At 71.1% G+C, this 18,123-nt stretch carries 17 protein-coding genes; 12 read left to right on the top strand and 5 right to left on the bottom strand.

Translation table 11 applies throughout. The features are described from left to right. Nucleotides 1–11: 11 nt before the first annotated feature. From ACEXOR_RS16055 to crcB, 4 genes are all read left to right on the top strand, one after another. Complete coding sequence (locus tag ACEXOR_RS16055; protein ID WP_374850732.1) at nt 12–812, top strand: YcnI family copper-binding membrane protein; 801 nt, start codon at nt 12–14, stop codon at nt 810–812. Then, nucleotides 809–1,504 carry a copper resistance CopC family protein gene (locus ACEXOR_RS16060; protein ID WP_374850734.1) on the top strand — a complete coding sequence of 232 codons (696 nt, stop codon included), beginning with the start codon at nt 809–811 and terminating at the stop codon, nt 1,502–1,504. Before ACEXOR_RS16055 ends, ACEXOR_RS16060 begins: the two co-directional genes overlap by 4 nt. Before the next feature lie 67 nt (nt 1,505–1,571). Next, nucleotides 1,572–2,048, top strand: coding sequence for a fluoride efflux transporter FluC (locus ACEXOR_RS16065; RefSeq protein ID WP_374850735.1), 477 nt, complete (start codon nt 1,572–1,574; stop codon nt 2,046–2,048). Then, nucleotides 2,045–2,425, top strand: a complete 381-nt coding sequence (gene crcB, locus ACEXOR_RS16070) for a fluoride efflux transporter CrcB (protein WP_374850736.1) — start codon at nt 2,045–2,047, stop codon at nt 2,423–2,425. The genes ACEXOR_RS16065 and crcB overlap by 4 nt, the downstream gene beginning before the upstream one ends. 30 nt (nt 2,426–2,455) lie before the next feature. On the opposite strand, the gene ACEXOR_RS16075 is transcribed toward crcB, so the two are convergent. After that, nucleotides 2,456–3,817, bottom strand: a complete 1,362-nt coding sequence (locus tag ACEXOR_RS16075; RefSeq protein WP_374850779.1) for an MFS transporter — start codon at nt 3,815–3,817, stop codon at nt 2,456–2,458. 179 nt (nt 3,818–3,996) lie between these two features. Between ACEXOR_RS16075 and ACEXOR_RS16080 the strand changes: the two genes are divergently transcribed. From ACEXOR_RS16080 to ACEXOR_RS16110, 7 genes are all read left to right on the top strand, one after another. Next, complete coding sequence (locus ACEXOR_RS16080) at nt 3,997–5,337, top strand: S1C family serine protease (RefSeq protein ID WP_374850737.1); 1,341 nt, start codon at nt 3,997–3,999, stop codon at nt 5,335–5,337. A 182-nt stretch (nt 5,338–5,519) separates the two neighbouring features. After that, on the top strand, nt 5,520–7,391 hold the full coding sequence (gene dnaK, locus ACEXOR_RS16085) for a molecular chaperone DnaK (protein WP_374850738.1): 1,872 nt from the start codon (nt 5,520–5,522) through the stop codon (nt 7,389–7,391). 3 nt (nt 7,392–7,394) lie between these two features. Then, nucleotides 7,395–8,012 carry a nucleotide exchange factor GrpE gene (locus tag ACEXOR_RS16090; RefSeq protein ID WP_374850739.1) on the top strand — a complete coding sequence of 206 codons (618 nt, stop codon included), beginning with the start codon at nt 7,395–7,397 and terminating at the stop codon, nt 8,010–8,012. Further along, nucleotides 8,005–8,997: a DnaJ C-terminal domain-containing protein gene (locus tag ACEXOR_RS16095; RefSeq protein WP_374850740.1), complete on the top strand. Its 993-nt coding sequence runs from the start codon at nt 8,005–8,007 to the stop codon at nt 8,995–8,997. Before ACEXOR_RS16090 ends, ACEXOR_RS16095 begins: the two co-directional genes overlap by 8 nt. Before the next feature lie 111 nt (nt 8,998–9,108). Next, complete coding sequence (locus tag ACEXOR_RS16100; protein WP_374850741.1) at nt 9,109–9,546, top strand: heat shock protein transcriptional repressor HspR; 438 nt, start codon at nt 9,109–9,111, stop codon at nt 9,544–9,546. 45 nt (nt 9,547–9,591) lie between these two features. Continuing rightward, nucleotides 9,592–10,149 (top strand): hypothetical protein, encoded by a 558-nt coding sequence (locus ACEXOR_RS16105; RefSeq protein ID WP_374850742.1) that lies wholly within the window; start codon nt 9,592–9,594, stop codon nt 10,147–10,149. A 29-nt stretch (nt 10,150–10,178) separates the two neighbouring features. Beyond that, on the top strand, nt 10,179–11,342 hold the full coding sequence (locus ACEXOR_RS16110) for a class I SAM-dependent methyltransferase (protein WP_374850743.1): 1,164 nt from the start codon (nt 10,179–10,181) through the stop codon (nt 11,340–11,342). A 54-nt stretch (nt 11,343–11,396) separates the two neighbouring features. Here ACEXOR_RS16110 and mptB read toward each other — a convergent pair whose 3' ends face one another. Next, a complete protein-coding gene (mptB, locus tag ACEXOR_RS16115) occupies nt 11,397–12,905 on the bottom strand; it encodes a polyprenol phosphomannose-dependent alpha 1,6 mannosyltransferase MptB (RefSeq protein ID WP_374850744.1) in 1,509 nt (502 codons plus the stop codon). 174 nt (nt 12,906–13,079) lie between these two features. Between mptB and ACEXOR_RS16120 the strand changes: the two genes are divergently transcribed. Further along, nucleotides 13,080–15,257, top strand: a complete 2,178-nt coding sequence (locus ACEXOR_RS16120; RefSeq protein WP_374850745.1) for an ATP-dependent Clp protease ATP-binding subunit — start codon at nt 13,080–13,082, stop codon at nt 15,255–15,257. A 124-nt stretch (nt 15,258–15,381) separates the two neighbouring features. Here the strand turns inward: ACEXOR_RS16120 and ACEXOR_RS16125 are convergent, their stop codons facing one another. From ACEXOR_RS16125 to ACEXOR_RS16135, 3 genes are all read right to left on the bottom strand, one after another. Further along, complete coding sequence (locus tag ACEXOR_RS16125) at nt 15,382–15,990, bottom strand: nitroreductase family protein (protein WP_374850746.1); 609 nt, start codon at nt 15,988–15,990, stop codon at nt 15,382–15,384. 76 nt (nt 15,991–16,066) lie between these two features. Continuing rightward, nucleotides 16,067–17,329: a DUF418 domain-containing protein gene (locus tag ACEXOR_RS16130; RefSeq protein ID WP_374850748.1), complete on the bottom strand. Its 1,263-nt coding sequence runs from the start codon at nt 17,327–17,329 to the stop codon at nt 16,067–16,069. A 66-nt stretch (nt 17,330–17,395) separates the two neighbouring features. Next, a complete protein-coding gene (locus ACEXOR_RS16135) occupies nt 17,396–18,097 on the bottom strand; it encodes a DedA family protein (protein ID WP_374850749.1) in 702 nt (233 codons plus the stop codon). Nucleotides 18,098–18,123 lie beyond the last annotated feature (26 nt).

Raw genomic sequence — 18,123 nt, forward strand, 5'->3', positions numbered from 1 at the left:
GAATCGGACCAATGACCTCCACCAACCCCTCTTTCCGCCGCGCCCGCACGCTGGGCACCGCGCTCGCCGTGCTCGGCGGAGCCGCTCTCGTGCTCGCCGCACCCCTCGCCGCGAACGCCCACGTGCGCGTCGACCCTGGCCAGGCGACGCCCGGCAGCTACACCACCCTCACCTTCAAGGTGCCCAACGAGTCGGCAACGGCCAGCACCACCTCGCTCACCGTCGACCTGCCCACCGACACCCCGTTCACCAGCGTGAGCTATCAGCCCGTACCGGGATGGACCACCACGGTTCAGCGGGCCGCCCTGCCCGAGCCGATCACCGTGGGCGACGCCACCATCACCGAGGCCCCGGTGTCGGTCACCTGGACCGCGACCGGCAGCGGCGTGGGCGACGGCGAGTTCCAGCTCTTCCCCATCTCCGTCGGCCCCGTTCCCGACACCGGCAGCATCGAGCTGCCCGCGCACCAGGGCTACTCCGACGGCTCCGTGGTCGACTGGAACGAACCGACGCCCGCCGACGGCACCGAGCCCGAGCATCCCGCTCCCACCCTGTACGTGACGGATGCGCCTCCGGCCGACGAGCACGGCTCGATGACGGCGGCCGCCGGTGACACCGCGGCCAGCTCGGGGTCGGCGTCGGGCGACGCCGCAAGCGCGTCCGCGTCCTCGTCCTCGTCCTCGGGCGACGACGTCTCGGGTGCGCTCGGGCTCGGCTTCGGCATCGGGGGCTTCGCACTCGGGGCGGTCGCCCTGGTGCTCGCGTCGCTCGCGTTCGTGCGCCGGCGCCCGAGCGGGAGCGACGCCCGATGAAGGGTTCTCGGCAGAACGGCACCCGCCAGGTGGGCCGCGTGCTCGCCGCCGTGGTGCTCGCGGCGGGACTCGGTCTCGGGGGCGCGCTGGCCGGAGGGTCGGCCGCATCCGCCCACGACTTCCTCGTCTCGACGAACCCGGCGGCCGACGCGGTGGTGAGCGACTCCCTCAGCGAGGTGTCGCTCACCTTCAACGAGCCGCCGCTCACCGAGCTCGGGGCGGGGATCGCCATCGAGGTGCACGACGCCTCGGGAGCGAACGTGGCATCGGGCGACGTGTCGATCGTCGACAGCACCCTGAGCATCGCGGTGGCGCCGACGGCCGTGGGAACACACACGGTCATCTGGCAGACGGTGTCCTCCGACGGGCATCCGGTGTCGGGGGAGTACACCTTCGACTACGAAGGCCCGGTGGCTGCCGCTGCGCCCACTGACGTGCCGGCGGTCACGCCGACCGTCACCATGACGCCGAGCCCCACCGCGACGACCGGATCGGGCGGTGACCCGGCCACGGAGTCGGCCGCCTCCACTCCGGCCAGCCCCACCCCGGCCGCCGGTTCCGGCAGCGCCTCGGCGGCCCCGTTGGTGCTCGTCGGGCTCGGCTCGGCGGTGCTCGTGCTGATCGTGGTGGCCGTGGTGGTGCTGCTCGTGCTGCGCCGCCGCGGCGGTGCGCAGGGTTCCGACGCGTCGTAACCCCAGTCGGCGCGCGACGCTCCGACCGTCGGGAGAACTCTCGGCGGTCGGGGCTACCCTGAGCCCTGTGACCGCATCGACCCGACCCGATCATCTGCGTGCGGGCCCGATCGCGCTCGTCGCGGTGGGCGGTGCGTTCGGTACGGCTGTCCGGGCGGGCATCACGCTGGTCGTGCATCCGGTGGGCGGTTTTCCCGTGGCGATCTTCGGCATCAACCTGGTGGGCGCCTTCGTGCTCGGTCTGCTGCTGCAAGCGCTCGTGGCGCGCGGAGACGACACCGGCCGGCGCCGGCAGCTGCGACTGCTCGTGGGCACCGGTGTGCTCGGCGGGTTCACCACCTACAGTGCGCTGTCGGCCGACAGCGCGGTGCTGCTCTCCTCCGGTGGCCTCGCACTGGCGCTTGCCTACGGCGTCGCCACCGTGGTGCTCGGCGGGCTGGCCAGCTGGGCGGGCATCCTTCTCGGGGGCCGGCGCTCATCCGGTGCCGGTGCCGGCGCCTTGCCGATCGACCCCGACACCGACGCCCAGGACGGCCGCTCGTGACCCCGCTGCTGTTCGTGGCGGTGGCGGCGGCCGGCGGAGCGGGTTCGGCGCTGCGTTTCGTGGTGGACGGCGTGGTGCGGGCGCGCATCCGGTCGAGCTACCCGGTGGGGGTGACGGTCATCAACGTGACCGGGTCGTTCCTGCTCGGGCTGGTGACCGGGCTGGCGCTGGCGCAGCTCGTGTCGCCCGAGTGGCAACTCGTGCTCGGCACCGGACTGCTCGGCGGATACACCACCTTCAGCACCGCCAGTTTCGAGACCGTGCGGCTGCTGCAGGGCGGCCGGGTCACCGCCGCCGTGCTGAACGGCTTCGGGATGCTCGTGGCCTCGGTGGCGCTCGCGGCCCTGGGGCTCTGGCTCGGCACCCGCGCCGCCTGAGCCCCGGTGCGCAGGGGCGGCCCCGACGACCTACTTCTCGCGGGACTTCACGGGCAGCAACAGCATCAGGCCCACCAGCAGCACCAGCGCGATGCCGATGATGCCCCAGTACTGCACGTTGGTGCCGGGCGCGCTCACCGCGGCGCCGATGCCGATGAACAGTGTGAACATCGCCGGCGCCAGGAACGACGCCGCCCGCCCCGTGGTGGCGTAGAGCCCGAAGATCTCGCCCTCGCGACCGGCCGGGATGCGCCGGGAGAGGAACGACCGGCTCGCCGACTGCGCCGGGCCCACGAAGGCGCAGAGTGCGAGCCCGAAGGTCCAGAACACGGTCTGGCCGCCGTCGTGCAGGCCGAACACGAAGGCCGCGCACACGATCAGCCCCACCAGCGCCGTGACGATGACGGGTTTCGGCCCGAAGCGGTCGTCGAGCAGCCCCACCAGGATGGTGGACACCCCCGCCACCACGTTCGCCGCGATGGCGAACACGATCACCTGGCCCGGGCTGAAGCCGAAGGAGCCCGCGGCGAGCACGCCGCCGAAGGTGAACACGCCCGTCAGGCCGTCGCGGAAGACGGCGCTCGCGATCAGGAAGTACGCCGTCTGGCGCTCCTCGCGGAAGAGCGAGCGGATGTGCCGGAACAGGATTCGGTACGACTCGACGATGCCCACCCGCGGCTCGGCGACCCGCGCATCCGTCACCGGCCGGTTCTCGGGCACCGACAGCAGCACCGGCAGGGCGAACAGCCCGAACCAGATGGCCGACACCAGCACCGTCACCCGAACCGGCAGCCCGTCAGTCGACGGCACGCCGAACAGCGCGGTGCCGCCGATCGGCTCGATGAACCCGAAGTACACGAACAGCAGCAGCACGATGCCGCCCACGTAGCCGAGCCCCCAGCCGAGCCCCGACACCTTGCCCACGGTGGCCCGCGTCGACACCTGGGAGAGCATGGCGTTGTAGTTCACCGACGCGAACTCGAAGAAGATCGTGCCCACGGCGAGCAGGATGAGGCCGAGCCAGAGGTACGAGGCGTCCGGCGCCACGAAGAACATCAGCGCCGACAGCAGCACCACGATGTAGGTGTTCACGGCCAGCCAGAGCTTGCGGCGCCCGCGCCGGTCGGAGCGCTGCCCCGTGATGGGGGCGAACACCGCCACCAGAACGCCGGCGATGGTCATGGCCACGCCGAGCTGCGCCGAGGTGGCGGTCTCGTCGCCGAACGAGTCGCTGGTGAGGTACACGGTGAACACGAACGTGGTGATCACGGCGTTGAACGACGCCGATCCCCAGTCCCAGAGGCCCCACGCCAGCACGTGGCGGGCCTTCGGCCGGGGCGCACCGCCCGCAGCGGCAGGGGTCGACTGGGTCTGCGGGGCGCCGTCGGTCATGCGATCACCGTACTGCCGACGGGTGAACAGGCGGTTCCGCGACCCGCGCGGGATGCCGGCCCGACCGGCACGGGTCATAGGGAGCTCTTAGGGCCAGCCAAGCGGGCATTCGGCTGACGCGCGTGGAATGGAGCCATCGACCCCCGCTCCACCCCTCCCGACCGCGAACCGAGGACACCATGACCGACCAGCAGCCCCTCAATCCCTCCACCCAGCCCGCCGCCCAGCCCACCGTCACCTACACCCAGGTGCATCCGGATGGCCCGCGCCGCACGCGTCGCGGGCGCGCCACCCGCACGGCGCTCATCGCCGGGGCGGCGGCCTTCGGTCTGGCGTCGGTGCTCGGGGTCGGCGCCGCCGCCTACACGGCGAGCTACGCCGCCACCTCGGTGGCCGAGGTCGCGCTGGGCGGCCACTCGACCGTGGTCGAGGACTGGGGGCAGGTACCCGGGTCCACCGGCGGCTCAGGCACCGGCAGCTCCTCGACCGGCGGGACCGGCACCGGGGTGCTCCCCGGCCGCGGCTCGGGCACCGGCAGCTCTCCTTACGGCAGCGGCTCCGGCAGCGGCTCCGGCAGCACCGGCACCCGCACGAGCACCCAGAGCTCGGCCGTCGCGGCCAGCGCGGCGCAGACCGCGGGCGTGGTCACCATCGTCTCCGACTTGAGCTACCAGGGCGCTCAGTCGGCCGGCACCGGCATCATCCTGAGCTCCGATGGCATGATCCTCACCAACAACCACGTCATCGAGGGTTCCACGAGCATCGAGGTGACGGTGGAGTCGACCGGCGCGAGCTACACCGCCACGGTGGTGGGAACCGACGCCACGCACGACATCGCGGTGCTGCAGCTCTCCGACGCGTCGGGGCTCACCACGGCGTCGCTCGACGAATCCGACTCCGTCGCCGTGGGCGATGCCGTGACGGCGGTCGGCAACGCCGAGGGAACCGGCGACCTGGTCGCCGCATCCGGAACCGTCACCGCGCTCGAGCAGACCATCACCACCCAGAGCGAGTACGGGGTCTCGGGCGAGACGTTGAACGGCCTGATCCAGGTCGACGCCCGGATCGTGTCGGGCGACTCGGGCGGACCGCTCGTCGACGCCGAGGGCGAGGTGGTGGGCATCGACACCGCCGCCTCCTCCGGCAGCGCCCAGGTGACGGGCTTCGCCATCCCCATCTCGGATGCGCTCGACATCGTCGCCCAGATCGAGGCGGGCGCCGACACCCAGTACATCGAGATCGGCTACCCGGGCTTCCTCGGCATCGGGGTGGCCGAGACGGGCACCGGGTCGGGTGCGGGAGTCGCTTCGGTGATCGAGGGCACTCCGGCCGCGGGGGCCGGGCTCGTGGCGGGTGACGTCATCACCGCCGTGAACGGCACGCCCATCACCGGTGCCGCCGAGCTCACCTCGGTGCTGGGCGCCATGGAACCGGGCGAGACGGTCTCGCTGAACTGGACCACCGCATCCGGAACCGCCGGCTCGGCCGACGTGACGCTGATCGCGGGCCCCGCGGCCTGAGGCCCGCGCTCGCCGCCTCGCGACGGGGAATACTGTGCACGGGCTGAGAGTTGAGCCACACAGACTCAAGTTTCAACCCCCCGACTTGACCTGAGTTGGGCGGAGTGGAAAACTTGAGCACAAGAGGCTCAAGCCTCGGCAGACTTCAGATCCACGCATCTCGATAGAAGGAGAACAGCCACATGGCTCGTGCAGTAGGAATCGACCTCGGAACCACCAACTCGGTGGTCGCCGTTCTCGAGGGTGGAGAACCCACCGTCATCGCCAACGCGGAGGGCTTCCGCACCACGCCCTCCGTCGTCGCGTTCACCAAAGACGGCGAGGTGCTGGTCGGCGAGACCGCCAAGCGCCAGGCCGTCACCAACGTCGACCGCACCATCTCCAGCGTGAAGCGCCACATCGGCACCGACTGGAAGGCCGACATCGACGGCAAGAAGCTCACCCCGCAGGAGATCTCGGCCCGCATCCTGGCCAAGCTCAAGCGCGACGCCGAGTCGTACCTGGGCGACACCGTGACGGATGCCGTCATCACCGTTCCCGCGTACTTCAACGACTCCGAGCGTCAGGCCACGAAGGAGGCCGGCGAGATCGCGGGCCTGAACGTGCTGCGCATCATCAACGAGCCCACCGCGGCGGCGCTCGCCTACGGCCTCGACAAGGGCAAGGAGGACGAGCTCATCCTCGTCTTCGACCTCGGTGGCGGTACCTTCGACGTCTCCCTCCTCGAGGTGGGCAAGGACGACGACTTCAGCACCATCCAGGTGCGCTCCACCTCGGGCGACAACCGCCTCGGCGGCGACGACTGGGACCAGCGGATCGTCGACTACCTGATCAAGAACTTCAAAGACACCACCGGTGTCGACGTCTCGAAGGACAAGATCGCCCTGCAGCGCCTCAAGGAGGCCGCCGAGCAGGCCAAGAAGGAGCTCTCGTCGGGCATGTCGGCCAGCATCACGCTGCCCTACCTCTCGCTCACCGAGAACGGCCCGGCCAACCTCGACGCCACCCTCACCCGCGCGAAGTTCGAGGAGCTGACGAGCGACCTGCTCGCCCGCACCGAGAAGCCCTTCAAAGACGTCATCGCCGAGGCCGGCGTGTCGGTCAACGACATCGCCCACGTGGTGCTCGTCGGTGGATCGACGCGTATGCCCGCCGTGGTGGAGCTCGTCAAGAAGCTCACTGGTGGCAAAGACCCGAACAAGGGCGTGAACCCGGATGAGGTCGTCGCCGTCGGCGCCGCCCTGCAGGCCGGCGTGCTGAAGGGCGAGCGCAAAGACGTCCTGCTCATCGACGTCACCCCCCTGTCTCTCGGCATCGAGACCAAGGGCGGCATCATGACCAAGCTCATCGAGCGCAACACGGCCATCCCCACCAAGCGGTCGGAGACCTTCACCACCGCCGACGACAACCAGCCGTCGGTGGCCATCCAGGTGTTCCAGGGCGAGCGCGAGTTCACCCGCGACAACAAGAACCTGGGCACCTTCGAGCTCACCGGAATCGCTCCGGCCCCCCGCGGCATCCCGCAGGTGGAGGTCACCTTCGACATCGACGCGAACGGCATCGTGCACGTCTCGGCGAAGGACAAGGGCACCGGCAAGGAGCAGTCGATGACCATCACGGGCGGTTCGTCGCTGCCCAAGGAGGACATCGAGCGCATGGTGCGTGAGGCCGAGGAGCACGCCGCCGAAGACAAGGCGCGCCGCGAGGCCGCCGAGGTGCGCAACCAGGCCGAGACGCTCGCGTACTCGACCGACAAGCTCATCAAGGACAACGCCGACAAGCTGCCGGAGGACGTCAAGACCGAGGTGCAGGCCGACGTCGACGCGCTGAAGACCGCTCTCGCGGGAGAGGACGACGCCGCCGTGAAGACGGCGTTCGACAAGCTCAACGAGAGCCAGCAGAAGCTCGGCCAGGCCATCTATGCTTCTGCACAGGCCGACGCCTCGGCGCCTGCCGGCGAGCAGGGGGAGCCGACCGAGTCGACGTCGAACAACGACGACGACGTGGTCGACGCCGAGGTCGTCGAAGACGAAGACGAGCCGAAGGGCAAGTAATCCATGACTGACGACAACCACAACGGTCACCCGTCCGACCCCGAGTCGGCCGACGCCGAGGTTCGTCAGCCTGCGGAGGAGGGGGCGGCCGCCGAGGGCGGCGCCCCCGACCCCACGTTCATCCAGGCTGAGGGACCGGACATCGAGACCTCGCTCTCCGACGCGGATCTCTCGTTCCTCTCGGGGCAGAGCTCGTCCGACGAGCTCGCTGCCGAGCGGCTCGCCGACCTGCAGCGCGTGACGGCGGAGTACGCCAACTACCGCAAGCGCACCGAGGCCAACCGCGAGGTGGAGAAGGAGCGCGCCGTCGGCGACGTGGTGAAGCATCTCATCCCGGTGCTCGACGACCTCGACCGTGCGGCCAAGCACGGCGACCTGGAGGAGGGTGGCCCGTTCACGGCCATCGCCACCAAGCTGCGCACCAGCGTGGAGCGCGTGGGGCTGAAGCCCTTCGCCGCCGCCGGCGAGGAGTTCGACCCTCAGATCCACGAGGCGATCTTCCAGCAGCCCACCGACGACGTCACCGTTGCCACGATCGCCGACGTGGTCGAGTCGGGGTACTACCTCGGCTCCACGCTGCTGCGCGCCGCCAAGGTCGTGGTGGCGGTGCCGAATGGCTAGCCAGGACTGGTTCGACAAGGATTTCTACAAGACGCTCGGGGTCTCGAAGGAGATCTCCGACGCCGACCTGAAGAAGGCCTATCGCAAGCTCGCGCGGCAGTACCACCCCGATTCGAACCAGGGTGATGCGGCGGCCGAGGCCCGGTTCAAGGAGATCAGCGAGGCCTACTCGGTGCTCTCCGACGCCGAGCAGCGCAAGGAGTACGACCAGATCCGCGCCATGGGTTCCGGCGCCCGCTTCACGGCGGGCGGCGGGGGCCAGGCCGGCGGCTTCGAAGACGTCTTCGGTGGCATGTTCGGCGGCGGTGGCGGTGGCGGTGCCCGCGGGCAGAGCTACAGCTACCAGCAGGCGCCGGGCGGCTTCGACGACATCCTCGGTGGCATGTTCGGGCGCGGCGGCGGCCGGGCCGGCTTCGGCGGTGCGTACGGTCCCACCCGGGGCCGCGACGTCACCGCCCGCACCACCATCGACTTCGTCACCGCCGTGAAAGGCGACACCATCAAGCTGCAGACAGCGGATGGCAAGCCGATCACGGTGAAGATCCCGGCGGGCGTGGCCGATCAGCAGAAGATCAAGCTGCGCGGCAAGGGCGAGCCCTCGCCCGACGGCGGCGAACCCGGCGACATCGTTCTCACGGTGTCGGTGCGCAAGCATCCGGTGTTCGAGCGCGACGGGCTGAACCTCAGGGTGAACGTGCCGGTCACGTTCGTCGAGGCGACGCTCGGGGCCACCATCGAGGTGCCGACGCTCGGCGGCTCACCCGTGAAGCTCAAGGTCGCGGCGGGAACTCCGTCGGGCCGGGTGCTGCGGGTGAAGGGCCGCGGGGTGGAGACCTCGAAGGGCACGGGCGACCTGCTCGCCGTGGTTCAGGTGGCGGTGCCCTCGCACCTGTCGCCCGCTCAGCGCGAGGCGCTCGAGGCGTTCCGCGCGGTCGAACCGCCCGAGAACCCGCGACTGGAACTGCTCGAGAAGGCTCGCGAGTAGATCCCCCACCCCCGCGACTCGTCCCGAATCGGGCCGCGACACGGCGTGTCGCACCGATTCGGGACGAGTCACGGGGGCTAATTCGTACGTGACCAGTGAGAGGGGAACAGGATGGACGAGGTCGACGAGAACTCGCCGCTGTTCGCCATCGCGGTCGCGGCCGAGCTCGCGGGCATGCACCCGCAGACGCTTCGCCAGTACGACCGCATCGGGCTCGTGAGCCCCACCCGCACGGCGGGCAAGTCGCGGCGCTACTCGATGCGCGACGTGGTGCAGCTGCGCGAGGTGGCCCGGCTGTCGTCGGAGGGGGTCTCCCTCGAGGGCATCGCGCGCATCCTGCAGCTCGAGAACCAGGTGGCCGCCCTCACCGACCGCGTGCGCGAGCTCGAGGGCGCCCTCGCCGACGAGCTGCTCAACCGGCCCGGCCGCCGCGTGTTCGCCGCCGGGGTGGCGGGCGAGGTCATCTCGCTCAAGCACGGCACGCGCACGCAGCGCCGCACGGAGCTCGTGGTCTGGCGCCCCGAACTCGGCCCCGCCGGCGACCGCTGACGATTACTCATTGACCCCCGGGCCGGATGGCCGGAGGGTGGAGGGATGACGAGATCATCCGGGCCGGCACGGTCGGTGAGCCGCGCGCAGGCGGGAGCCGGCGCCCTGGCGGGGCTGGTGCAGGGCATCGGCCTGGCCGCGCTGGTGGTGGCGTTCGCCTGGTACCTGCTCGGCGGGTGGGCCCCGTCGCAGCAGACCCCGTCGCAGCAGACCCTGGGCGGATGGCTCCTGGTGGCGGTCTCGGTGCTCGTGCTGGCGGGAGCGTGGTTCGCGGGCGTCGCGGTGCTGCGGCGTCGAGGGATGCAGCGGGCCCGGAGCATCGTGTCGTGGTCGCTTGCCCTGTCGAGTGTCGCGGTGACGGTGCTGGCGTTGCTCGCCGGGTGGGTGGCGATCGTGATCGGGCTCTTCTCGGCCCTCGTGCTGTGGACCGGGGAGTACGCGGAGACGGTCGCCGTCACAGCCGTGGTGATCGTGGCTGCACTGGCGTTGCTCGTCGGCACGGCGACCTGCTCGCTGTTCACGGTCGCGTTCGCGAACCGGCTGCCGACGGAGTCCGGCCCGGCCGGGCCTCCGGCGCCGCCGTCGGATGCACCGCGACTGTGAGGGTGGGGCGCAGCGCGTAACGTTGGGGGGTGCCTGAGTTCTCGTTCGACGCCCTCCGCCGCTACCCCGACGTCGAGGCCGACAACCTGTTCGCAGCCGACGCCAGCGATCGCCTCATCCTCGACGAGGCACTCGGCGCACTCGAGGCGGTGCGCGGGCTCGACGGGCCCGATGCCGCCGGCCGCGGCCGCGTCGTGGTGATCGGCGACGGCTACGGGGCCCTCACCCTGGGCGCCGCAGCCGTGCTCGATCTGCACGGCATCCGGGTGCACCAGGATTCGCGGGCCGGCGAGCTCGCCCTGGCCGAGAATGCCCGGCGCGCATCCGACATCGACCTCACCGGCCGCTTCGTCAACCTGCCGTTGGGCCGCGAACTGCTCGAGGGTGCGCGGGTCGTGCTGCTCCAGCTGCCCCGCTCGCTCGCCGAGCTCGACGACGTCACCCGGGCCATCGCCGCCTACGCCGACCCCGAGGTGGTGGTGTTCGCCGGCGGCCGGGTGAAGCACATGACCCCCGGCATGAACGACGTGCTCGCCGAGTCGTTCGACCGCGTCACCGCCACCCTCGCGAGGCAGAAGTCGCGTGTGCTGGTGGCGACGATGCCTCGGGAGGGCGTGACGCCGGCGCCGGTGCGCAGGGAGTTCCACGCCGAGCCCGAGCCGGGCCTCGAGGTCTGCGCCACCGGGGGAGCGTTCGCGGGCACGAAGATCGACATCGGCACGCGATTCCTGCTCGGCAGCCTCGACGCCATGAAACCGGATGCCCGCACCGCCGTCGACCTCGGCTGTGGAACGGGCGTGCTGAGCGCGTACCTCGCCCGGGCGCGCCCCGACCTGCGGGTGATCGCCACCGACCAGTCGGCCGCGGCCGTGGAATCGGCGCGGCAGACCATGGAGGTCAACGGCATCCGGAACGTGGAGGTGGTGCAGGACGACGCGCTCGCCGGGTTCGACGACGGAAGTGCCGAACTGGTGCTGCTGAACCCCCCGTTCCACCAGGGTTCGACCGTGCACGCCGGCATCGCGCTGAAGTTGTTCCAGGCCGCGGGCCGGGTGTTGGCGCCGGGTGGCGAGCTCTGGACGGTGTTCAACTCGCACCTCGCCTACCGTGCCGCGTTGCAGCGGGCCGTGGGAGTTACGCGTCAGGTCGACCGCAACGCCAAGTTCACGGTGATGGTCTCCACCAAGCGTTGAGTGCGGGCCGGCACGGCCGCGCCCGAGCGGGTCAGGCCGGTTCTGTTCGGCGGATCAGGCCGGTTCGGCGATGCGGAAGCCGAGCACCGCGCGCCGGCGGCGCACCAGCATCTCGCTGCCCACCAGCACCGCGGCGGCACCGATCAGGGCCACGCCGATCACGATCACCGGGATGCGCGTGTCCGTCTCGAGCCGCGGGATGAGGTCGAGCGGCTCGGCCAGCCCGATCAGCATGAAGAACACGGTGGAGTAGACCACGGTGCGGATGCTCCAGAGCTTCTCGGCACCGTTCAGCGCGAGCAGGGTGAGCAGCCACAGGCCGTACCAGGGGTGCACCACGGGCGACGCGAGCACGACGGCCGCGAACACGCCGAGCAGCAGGCGCAGCGGATCGAGCTGGCGCCGGGCGATCACGAGGTAGGCCGCAAGGGCGCAGCCGGCCGCGAGCAGGGCGGTCTTCACCAGCTGCTGCGCCAGCTCGCCGTCGAGACCGACGCCCGAGAACAGGCCGCCGACACTGATTCCCAGCACGCTGGCCGGCGCGTACCACGACGAGATCGAGACGGGGGTGGCGAGGGCGGCGATCCAGCCCATGCCGATGCCCAGACTCCAGCCCACGAGGGCGAGCGAACCCAGCGCGATGCCGGCCACGGCGGCCCAGCGGCGGATGATCGCGCCCCAGCCGGCGGCAGACCCCGCCCAGATGAGCCCGATGATGGGCAGGGCCAACAGAGCGATGGGCTTTATGCCGATGGCGACGGCGATGAACACGGTGCCCAGGATGGGCCGGTCTTTCAGCGCGTAGTACACGCCGCCCACGATGAAGGCGAGCATGATCGAGTCGTTGTGACCGGCGGCCACGAAGTTCATGATGACGAGCGGGCTGGCGGCCACGATCCAGAGCACGCCCGCCTCGTTCAGGCCCCGCAGCCGGGCGATGCGCCAGGCGTAGTAGGCGAGCATGGCCAGCCCCGCGGCGGCCAGCAGGCGGAAGGCGAACACGGCCACCTCGGTGGGCAGCGCATCCGTCGACTGAACCACGACGCGCTCGAGCCACACGAACACCGGGCCGTAGGGCGTGTTGGTGTCGGCCCAGAGCGGGTCGACTCCGATGCCGTACCAGCCGGGCAGCTCGGCCATGCCCGTGGTGTACGGGTTGAGGCCGGCGCCCATCAGGCGGCCCTGGCCGACGTAGGCGAACATGTCGCGGCTGAACAGCGGCAGCGACACCAGCAGAGGGGCGCTCCAGGCGGCGGCCGAGGCCACGACCTCGCTGAGGGATGCGCGCCGCGAGGCGGTGTGGTCGACCGAGCGGGCGCCGCGCCGTTCGAGCATCGACATACCCAGGGCGATCCAGGCCACCAGGAGCATGAGGGCGCCGAAGACCACGAGCAGGCCGCTCACGGCGACGCCGCCGCGGGAGTTGCGGATGAACTCGAGCAGAGCCCAGCCGTGCAGCGTCGAGTCAGGACCGAGCCAGCCCACGCCGAAGGATCCGAGGGCGATGCCGATGGATCCGGAGAGTCCGAGAAGGAATCGGACACCGGGAGGAAGGACGCGCACGGTCTCGTTTCTACCATGCCAGTTTGAACGTGGGCCGAACCTTACATCACGGAAGCGCAACGGCGTCCGTGGGAATGCTGGTGTGCCGATGAGCGTTCTGGTAAGTTGAGTCACATCGACTCAAGTTTTTTATCCATCTGTCACGAATCTGAAGAAGGAAGACGAGCGAGAGACATGGCAACGAACCAGGGAGCCCCGAACACCGACGAGCAGAAGAGCGCTCTCGAGCAGTACGGCGTCAACCTGACCGAGATCGCGGCGAGCGGCAAGCTCGACCCCGTGATCGGGCGCGACGCCGAGATCCGGCGGGTGAGCCAGGTGCTCACCCGCCGCACCAAGAACAACCCCGTGCTCATCGGCGAACCGGGCGTGGGCAAGACCGCGGTGGTGGAGGGCCTCGCCCAGCGCATCGTGGCCGGCGACGTGGCCGACTCGCTGAAGGGCAAGCAGTTGGTGTCGCTGGACCTGGCCGCCCTCGTGGCCGGGGCGAAGTACCGCGGCGAGTTCGAGGAGCGGCTGAAGGCCGTGCTGAAGGAGATCAACGACGCCGACGGCCAGATCATCACCTTCATCGACGAGCTGCACACCCTGATGGGCGCCGGCGGTGGCGAGGGGTCGGTGGCGGCGTCGAACATGCTGAAGCCGATGCTCGCGCGCGGCGAGCTGCGGCTCATCGGCGCCACGACCCTCGACGAGTACCGCGAGTTCATCGAGCGCGACGCGGCCATGGAGCGCCGTTTCCAGCAGGTGTTCGTGGGTGAGCCCTCGGTGGAGGACACCATCGCGATCCTGCGCGGCCTGAAGGAGCGGTACGAGGCGCACCACAAGGTGTCGATCGCCGATTCGGCCCTCGTTGCGGCGGCCGCGCTGTCGAACCGCTACATCCCGGGCCGGCAGCTGCCCGACAAGGCCATCGACCTGATCGACGAGGCAGCCTCGCGGCTGCGCATGGAGATCGACTCGGCGCCGGTGGAGATCGACGAACTGCGCCGATCGGTCGACCGCCTGAAGCTCGAGGAGCTCGCGCTGAAGAAGGAGAAGGACGACGCCTCCCGCGAGCGGCTGGCCGCCCTCCGCGCCACCCTCGCCGAGCGTTCGGCGACCCTCGCCGGGCTGCAGGAGCGGTGGGACCGCGAGCGTTCCGCCCTCAACCGCGTGGGTGAGCTGAAGGAGAAGCTCGACAACGCGCGCATGCGGGCCGAGCGGGCCCAGCGCGAGGGCAACCTCGAGCAGGCGTCGCGCCTGCTGTACGGCGAGATCCCGGTGCTCGAGCGCTCCCTCGCCGAGGCCGAGGCCGCGGAGGTCGACGCCGACGGCGGCGAGCGCATGGTGAACGACCAGGTGGGCTCCGACGACATCGCGGCCGTGATCGCCGCGTGGACGGGCATCCCCGTCGACCGGCTCACCCAGGGCGAGACCGACCGGTTGCTCGCGCTCGAGTCGGAGCTCGCCCGGCGCCTGATCGGCCAGCGCGAGGCGGTCTCGGCCGTCGCCGACGCCGTTCGGCGCTCGCGGGCCGGCATCGCCGACGAAGACCGGCCGACCGGTTCGTTCCTCTTCCTCGGGCCCACGGGCGTGGGCAAGACGGAGCTGGCCAAGGCGCTCGCCGACTTCCTGTTCGACGATGAGAAGGCACTCGTGCGCATCGACATGTCGGAGTACGGCGAGAAGCACTCGGTGGCCCGGCTGCTCGGCGCCCCTCCCGGCTACATCGGCTACGAGCAGGGCGGCCAGCTCACCGAGGCGGTGCGGCGCCGGCCCTACTCGGTCATCCTGATGGACGAGGTGGAGAAGGCCCACCCCGAGGTGTTCGACGTGCTGCTGCAGGTGCTCGACGACGGGCGGCTCACCGACGGCCAGGGCCGCACGGTCGACTTCCGCAACACCATCCTCATCCTCACGTCGAACCTGGGCTCGCAGTACCTCGTCGACCCGGCGCTGCCGGCCGCGGCGGCCAAGGAGCTCGTGCTGGACGCGGTGCGGGCGGCCTTCAAGCCCGAGTTCGTGAACCGGCTCGACGACATCGTGGTGTTCTCGGCCCTGTCCGAAGACGACCTGGCCCAGATCGTGTCGCTGTACGTCGACCGGCTGTCGCGTCGGCTGGCCTCGCGCCGGCTGGCGCTCGCGGTGACTCCGGATGCGCGGGCCTGGTTGGCCTCGCACGGGTACGACCCCGTCTACGGGGCTCGGCCGCTGCGCCGCCTGATGCAGCACGAGATCGACGACCGGCTGGCGCGGGCGCTGCTCGCGGGGTCGGTGCGCGACGGCGACACCGTGCGGGTCGACGTGGCGGCCTCGGGCGAGGGTCTGACGGTGGAGGCGGCCCCGGTCGACGAGGTCCTGCCGAGGTAGCGACGGGGTTCGGGGTCGGAAACGGCGAACGACGGAGGGTCGGCCCGAACTGGGGCCGACCCTCCGTCGTTGCGTGCCGGGGCCGGGGCTGGGGTTGCCCCCGCCGGGTGGGCTGCGCCGGGGGTCAGGCGTTGGCGAGGAGGAGCTCGTCGAGGGGGAGGCGGGTGCGCGGTGCGAGCTCGCGGGCGCGGAGGGAGTCGTCGGGCAGGGCGTCGGGCGAGGCCAGGGTGCCGAGGGCCGTGACCGTCAGGGGCACGAGGGAGTCGGCGAGGTCGAAGGCCTGTGCGAGGGCGGCAGCGTCGAATCCGCCCATCTGGTGCACGTGCAGTCCGTCGTGGTGGGCCTGCACGCTCAGGTGGGCGATGGCCTGGCCGAGGTCGTACTCCGCCCAGCGGCGTGGCTTGCCGTCGGCGTCGGTCACCTCGGCGATGCCCACCACGAACGCTCCGGCCGAACCGGCCCAGACGGAGTTGAAGCCCATCAGGGTGCCGGCGATGAGGTCGAACGCCTCGGATCCGCGGCGGGCCACGATGAAGCGGGCGGGCTGCGAGTTCGCGGCCGAGGGGGCCCAGCGGGCGGCCTCGAGCGCAGCGGTGAGGGCCGACTCGTCGATCGGGCGGGCCGCCTCGAAGGAGCGCGGGCTCCAGCGCTCGGCGAGCGTGGGGAGGATGGGCGCGCTGGTCTCGGCGGCGCGATCGAAGGCCGGCCGGGCGCTGTCGGTGGTGAGGGTCATGGGGTGTCCGTTCGTCGAGGTGGTTGTGGCCGGTGCACCCCGTCGTGCACGGTATCCGGACTGTGGTCCGGATGAGTCATCTCAACTTCGCGGAACGCGTCCCTATTCCCAGCCGTCCGGCGCTCCGCCCCGCCCAGGTCACCGCGGTCTCCAGGGGGCCGCGTCGCCCGAGCACCGCCAGCAGACATCCGATCAGCAGTGCGAGCACCACGTTCGCCGCGAAGAACCCGGGGCTCGACAGGTACCACGGGTCGTCCAGCGACACGTACTCCACGTAGCTCAGCTCGCTGTACGGCTTGCCCAGGGCCGCGAGCGTCACCACCCCCACCACCAGCACGTGCACGGTGTACACGGTGAGGGGCGCTGCCCCGGCGGCCGTCACCGGGGTCAGGATGCGCCGCGCGGCGGGCCCGAGCAGCGAACCCAGCAGCACCAGCAGCCCGATCGTCACGACGGCGAACCCGCTGGTGAGGAGGAGGTCGGCGGTGGTGCCCTGGTGCGGGCCCGACCCGATGAGGCTGAGCCAGGTGCCGGGCAGCGGTCGGCCGGAGCCCCCCTCGACGAGTTGCCGCCGGGCCCCGTTCTCGCCGATGCCGAGCGCCTTCGCGTAGGCGTGCACTCCGCCGAGCACCTGCTGCGTGAGCACCGCCAGCCCGATGCCGGCGAGCCAGATCGCGGCGCCGAGACCGACGAGGCGCAGGCACAGTCGACGCAGCAGAACGGCCGATCGGGCGACCAGCAGCGCACGCCCCACCAGCATTCCCACCAGTCCGTAGACCACCCAGGCGGCAGCCGGATAGGTGCCGGTGAACAGCAGCTGCCGCAGCAGGGCGAGCGGGTCGGCGAACGAGAGCCAGCTCGGGTTCGTCGGCGCCGCATCCGTGGCCCCGGTCAGACCGCCCACCGCCCAGCAGGCCACCGGACCCAGCACCACGAGCATCCCCGCCGCGACGGCGAGTGCCCAGCGAGGCCACGTGACGACGAGCGCGAGCATCCAGAACAGCACGCCGTAGTAGGCGAGGATGACGAGGATCGGGTTGGCCAGGAGCCCCACCGTCAGGCCGATCACCACGAGGGCGAGACCGCGACCGACGAGCATCCACCTGGCCGTCGCGGGCCGGGCCGACGCGACCGCCCGGCGTGTGGCGAGCACCGCACCCACGCCCGCCAGCACGGCGAACAGAGCCGAGGCGCGGCCCTCGAACTGTTCCGAGATCCACACCTTCTCTCCGTTGAGGAGGTCGCTCGAGAGCCACACGTGCGTCGCCATCATGCCGACGATGGCCACGAACCGGGCGAGATCGAGCCCCAGGATGCGGTCGGTCGGCGGGGTGGGCACGCCCCAGCTTCTCAGATGCCGGTCAGAACACGGACCGGCGCGGCTCGCATCCGGTCGGGAGGTCGGTCAGATCGGCCCGTCGGTGCGACCGGCGCGGTGCTTGCGCACCCGCTTCAGCACGAACACTGCCACCGCGATCACGACCGCGGCGATCACCGCGTACTGCAGCACCCCGGCGTAGTCCTCCACCACGTGCCACTGCTCGCCGAGCCAGAACCCGGCCAGGATGAACGCGGTGTTCCAGATGGCCGAGCCCGCAGTGGTGAGCAGGGCGAACTGCCACAGCGGCATCCGTTCGATGCCCGCGGGGATGGAGATGAAGCTGCGGAACAGCGGCAGCATGCGCCCGAAGAACACCGCCTTCGGGCCGTGCCGCCGGAACCAGGCCTCGGTGCGGTCGACGTCGTCGACGTCGACCAGGGGCAGGCGGCGGACGATGGCCCGCATGCGGTCGCGACCGAGCCACGCGCCCAGGCCGTAGAGCGCGAGCGCGCCCACCAGGGAGCCGAGGGTGGTGAACAGGATGGCGGCCACCAGGTCGAGGTCGCCGCGACTGGCCGCGAACCCGGCGAGCGGCAGGATGACCTCGCTCGGGATGGGCGGGAAGAGGTTCTCGACGGCCACCGCGAGGCCGGCGCCCGGGGCGCCGAGGGTGTCCATGAGGCCCACCACCCAGTCGCCGATGGGGCCGAGGCCGGAGTCGGCCGCGTCGGTGGGGGCTGCTTCCGAGAGGTCGAGGGACAGTGGGTCGGCGTACGCCAGGCTCATGCGACAACCCTAGGGGGGCCTGCCTG

Source organism: Herbiconiux liangxiaofengii (genome assembly GCF_041927335.1).
Classification (GTDB): domain Bacteria; phylum Actinomycetota; class Actinomycetes; order Actinomycetales; family Microbacteriaceae; genus Herbiconiux; species Herbiconiux liangxiaofengii.

Bases quoted from the DNA above. Each gene is read 5' to 3' on its own strand.
- ACEXOR_RS16055 (WP_374850732.1), top strand. From the start codon at position 12: ATGACCTCCACCAACCCCTCTTTCCGCCGCGCCCGCACGCTGGGCACC.
- ACEXOR_RS16060 (WP_374850734.1), top strand. From the start codon at position 809: ATGAAGGGTTCTCGGCAGAACGGCACCCGCCAGGTGGGCCGCGTGCTC.
- ACEXOR_RS16075 (WP_374850779.1), bottom strand. From the start codon at position 3,817: ATGACCGACGGCGCCCCGCAGACCCAGTCGACCCCTGCCGCTGCGGGC.
- ACEXOR_RS16080 (WP_374850737.1), top strand. From the start codon at position 3,997: ATGACCGACCAGCAGCCCCTCAATCCCTCCACCCAGCCCGCCGCCCAG.
- dnaK (WP_374850738.1), top strand. From the start codon at position 5,520: ATGGCTCGTGCAGTAGGAATCGACCTCGGAACCACCAACTCGGTGGTC.
- ACEXOR_RS16090 (WP_374850739.1), top strand. From the start codon at position 7,395: ATGACTGACGACAACCACAACGGTCACCCGTCCGACCCCGAGTCGGCC.
- ACEXOR_RS16095 (WP_374850740.1), top strand. From the start codon at position 8,005: ATGGCTAGCCAGGACTGGTTCGACAAGGATTTCTACAAGACGCTCGGG.
- ACEXOR_RS16100 (WP_374850741.1), top strand. From the start codon at position 9,109: ATGGACGAGGTCGACGAGAACTCGCCGCTGTTCGCCATCGCGGTCGCG.
- ACEXOR_RS16105 (WP_374850742.1), top strand. From the start codon at position 9,592: ATGACGAGATCATCCGGGCCGGCACGGTCGGTGAGCCGCGCGCAGGCG.
- ACEXOR_RS16120 (WP_374850745.1), top strand. From the start codon at position 13,080: ATGGCAACGAACCAGGGAGCCCCGAACACCGACGAGCAGAAGAGCGCT.
- ACEXOR_RS16125 (WP_374850746.1), bottom strand. From the start codon at position 15,990: ATGACCCTCACCACCGACAGCGCCCGGCCGGCCTTCGATCGCGCCGCC.
- ACEXOR_RS16135 (WP_374850749.1), bottom strand. From the start codon at position 18,097: ATGAGCCTGGCGTACGCCGACCCACTGTCCCTCGACCTCTCGGAAGCA.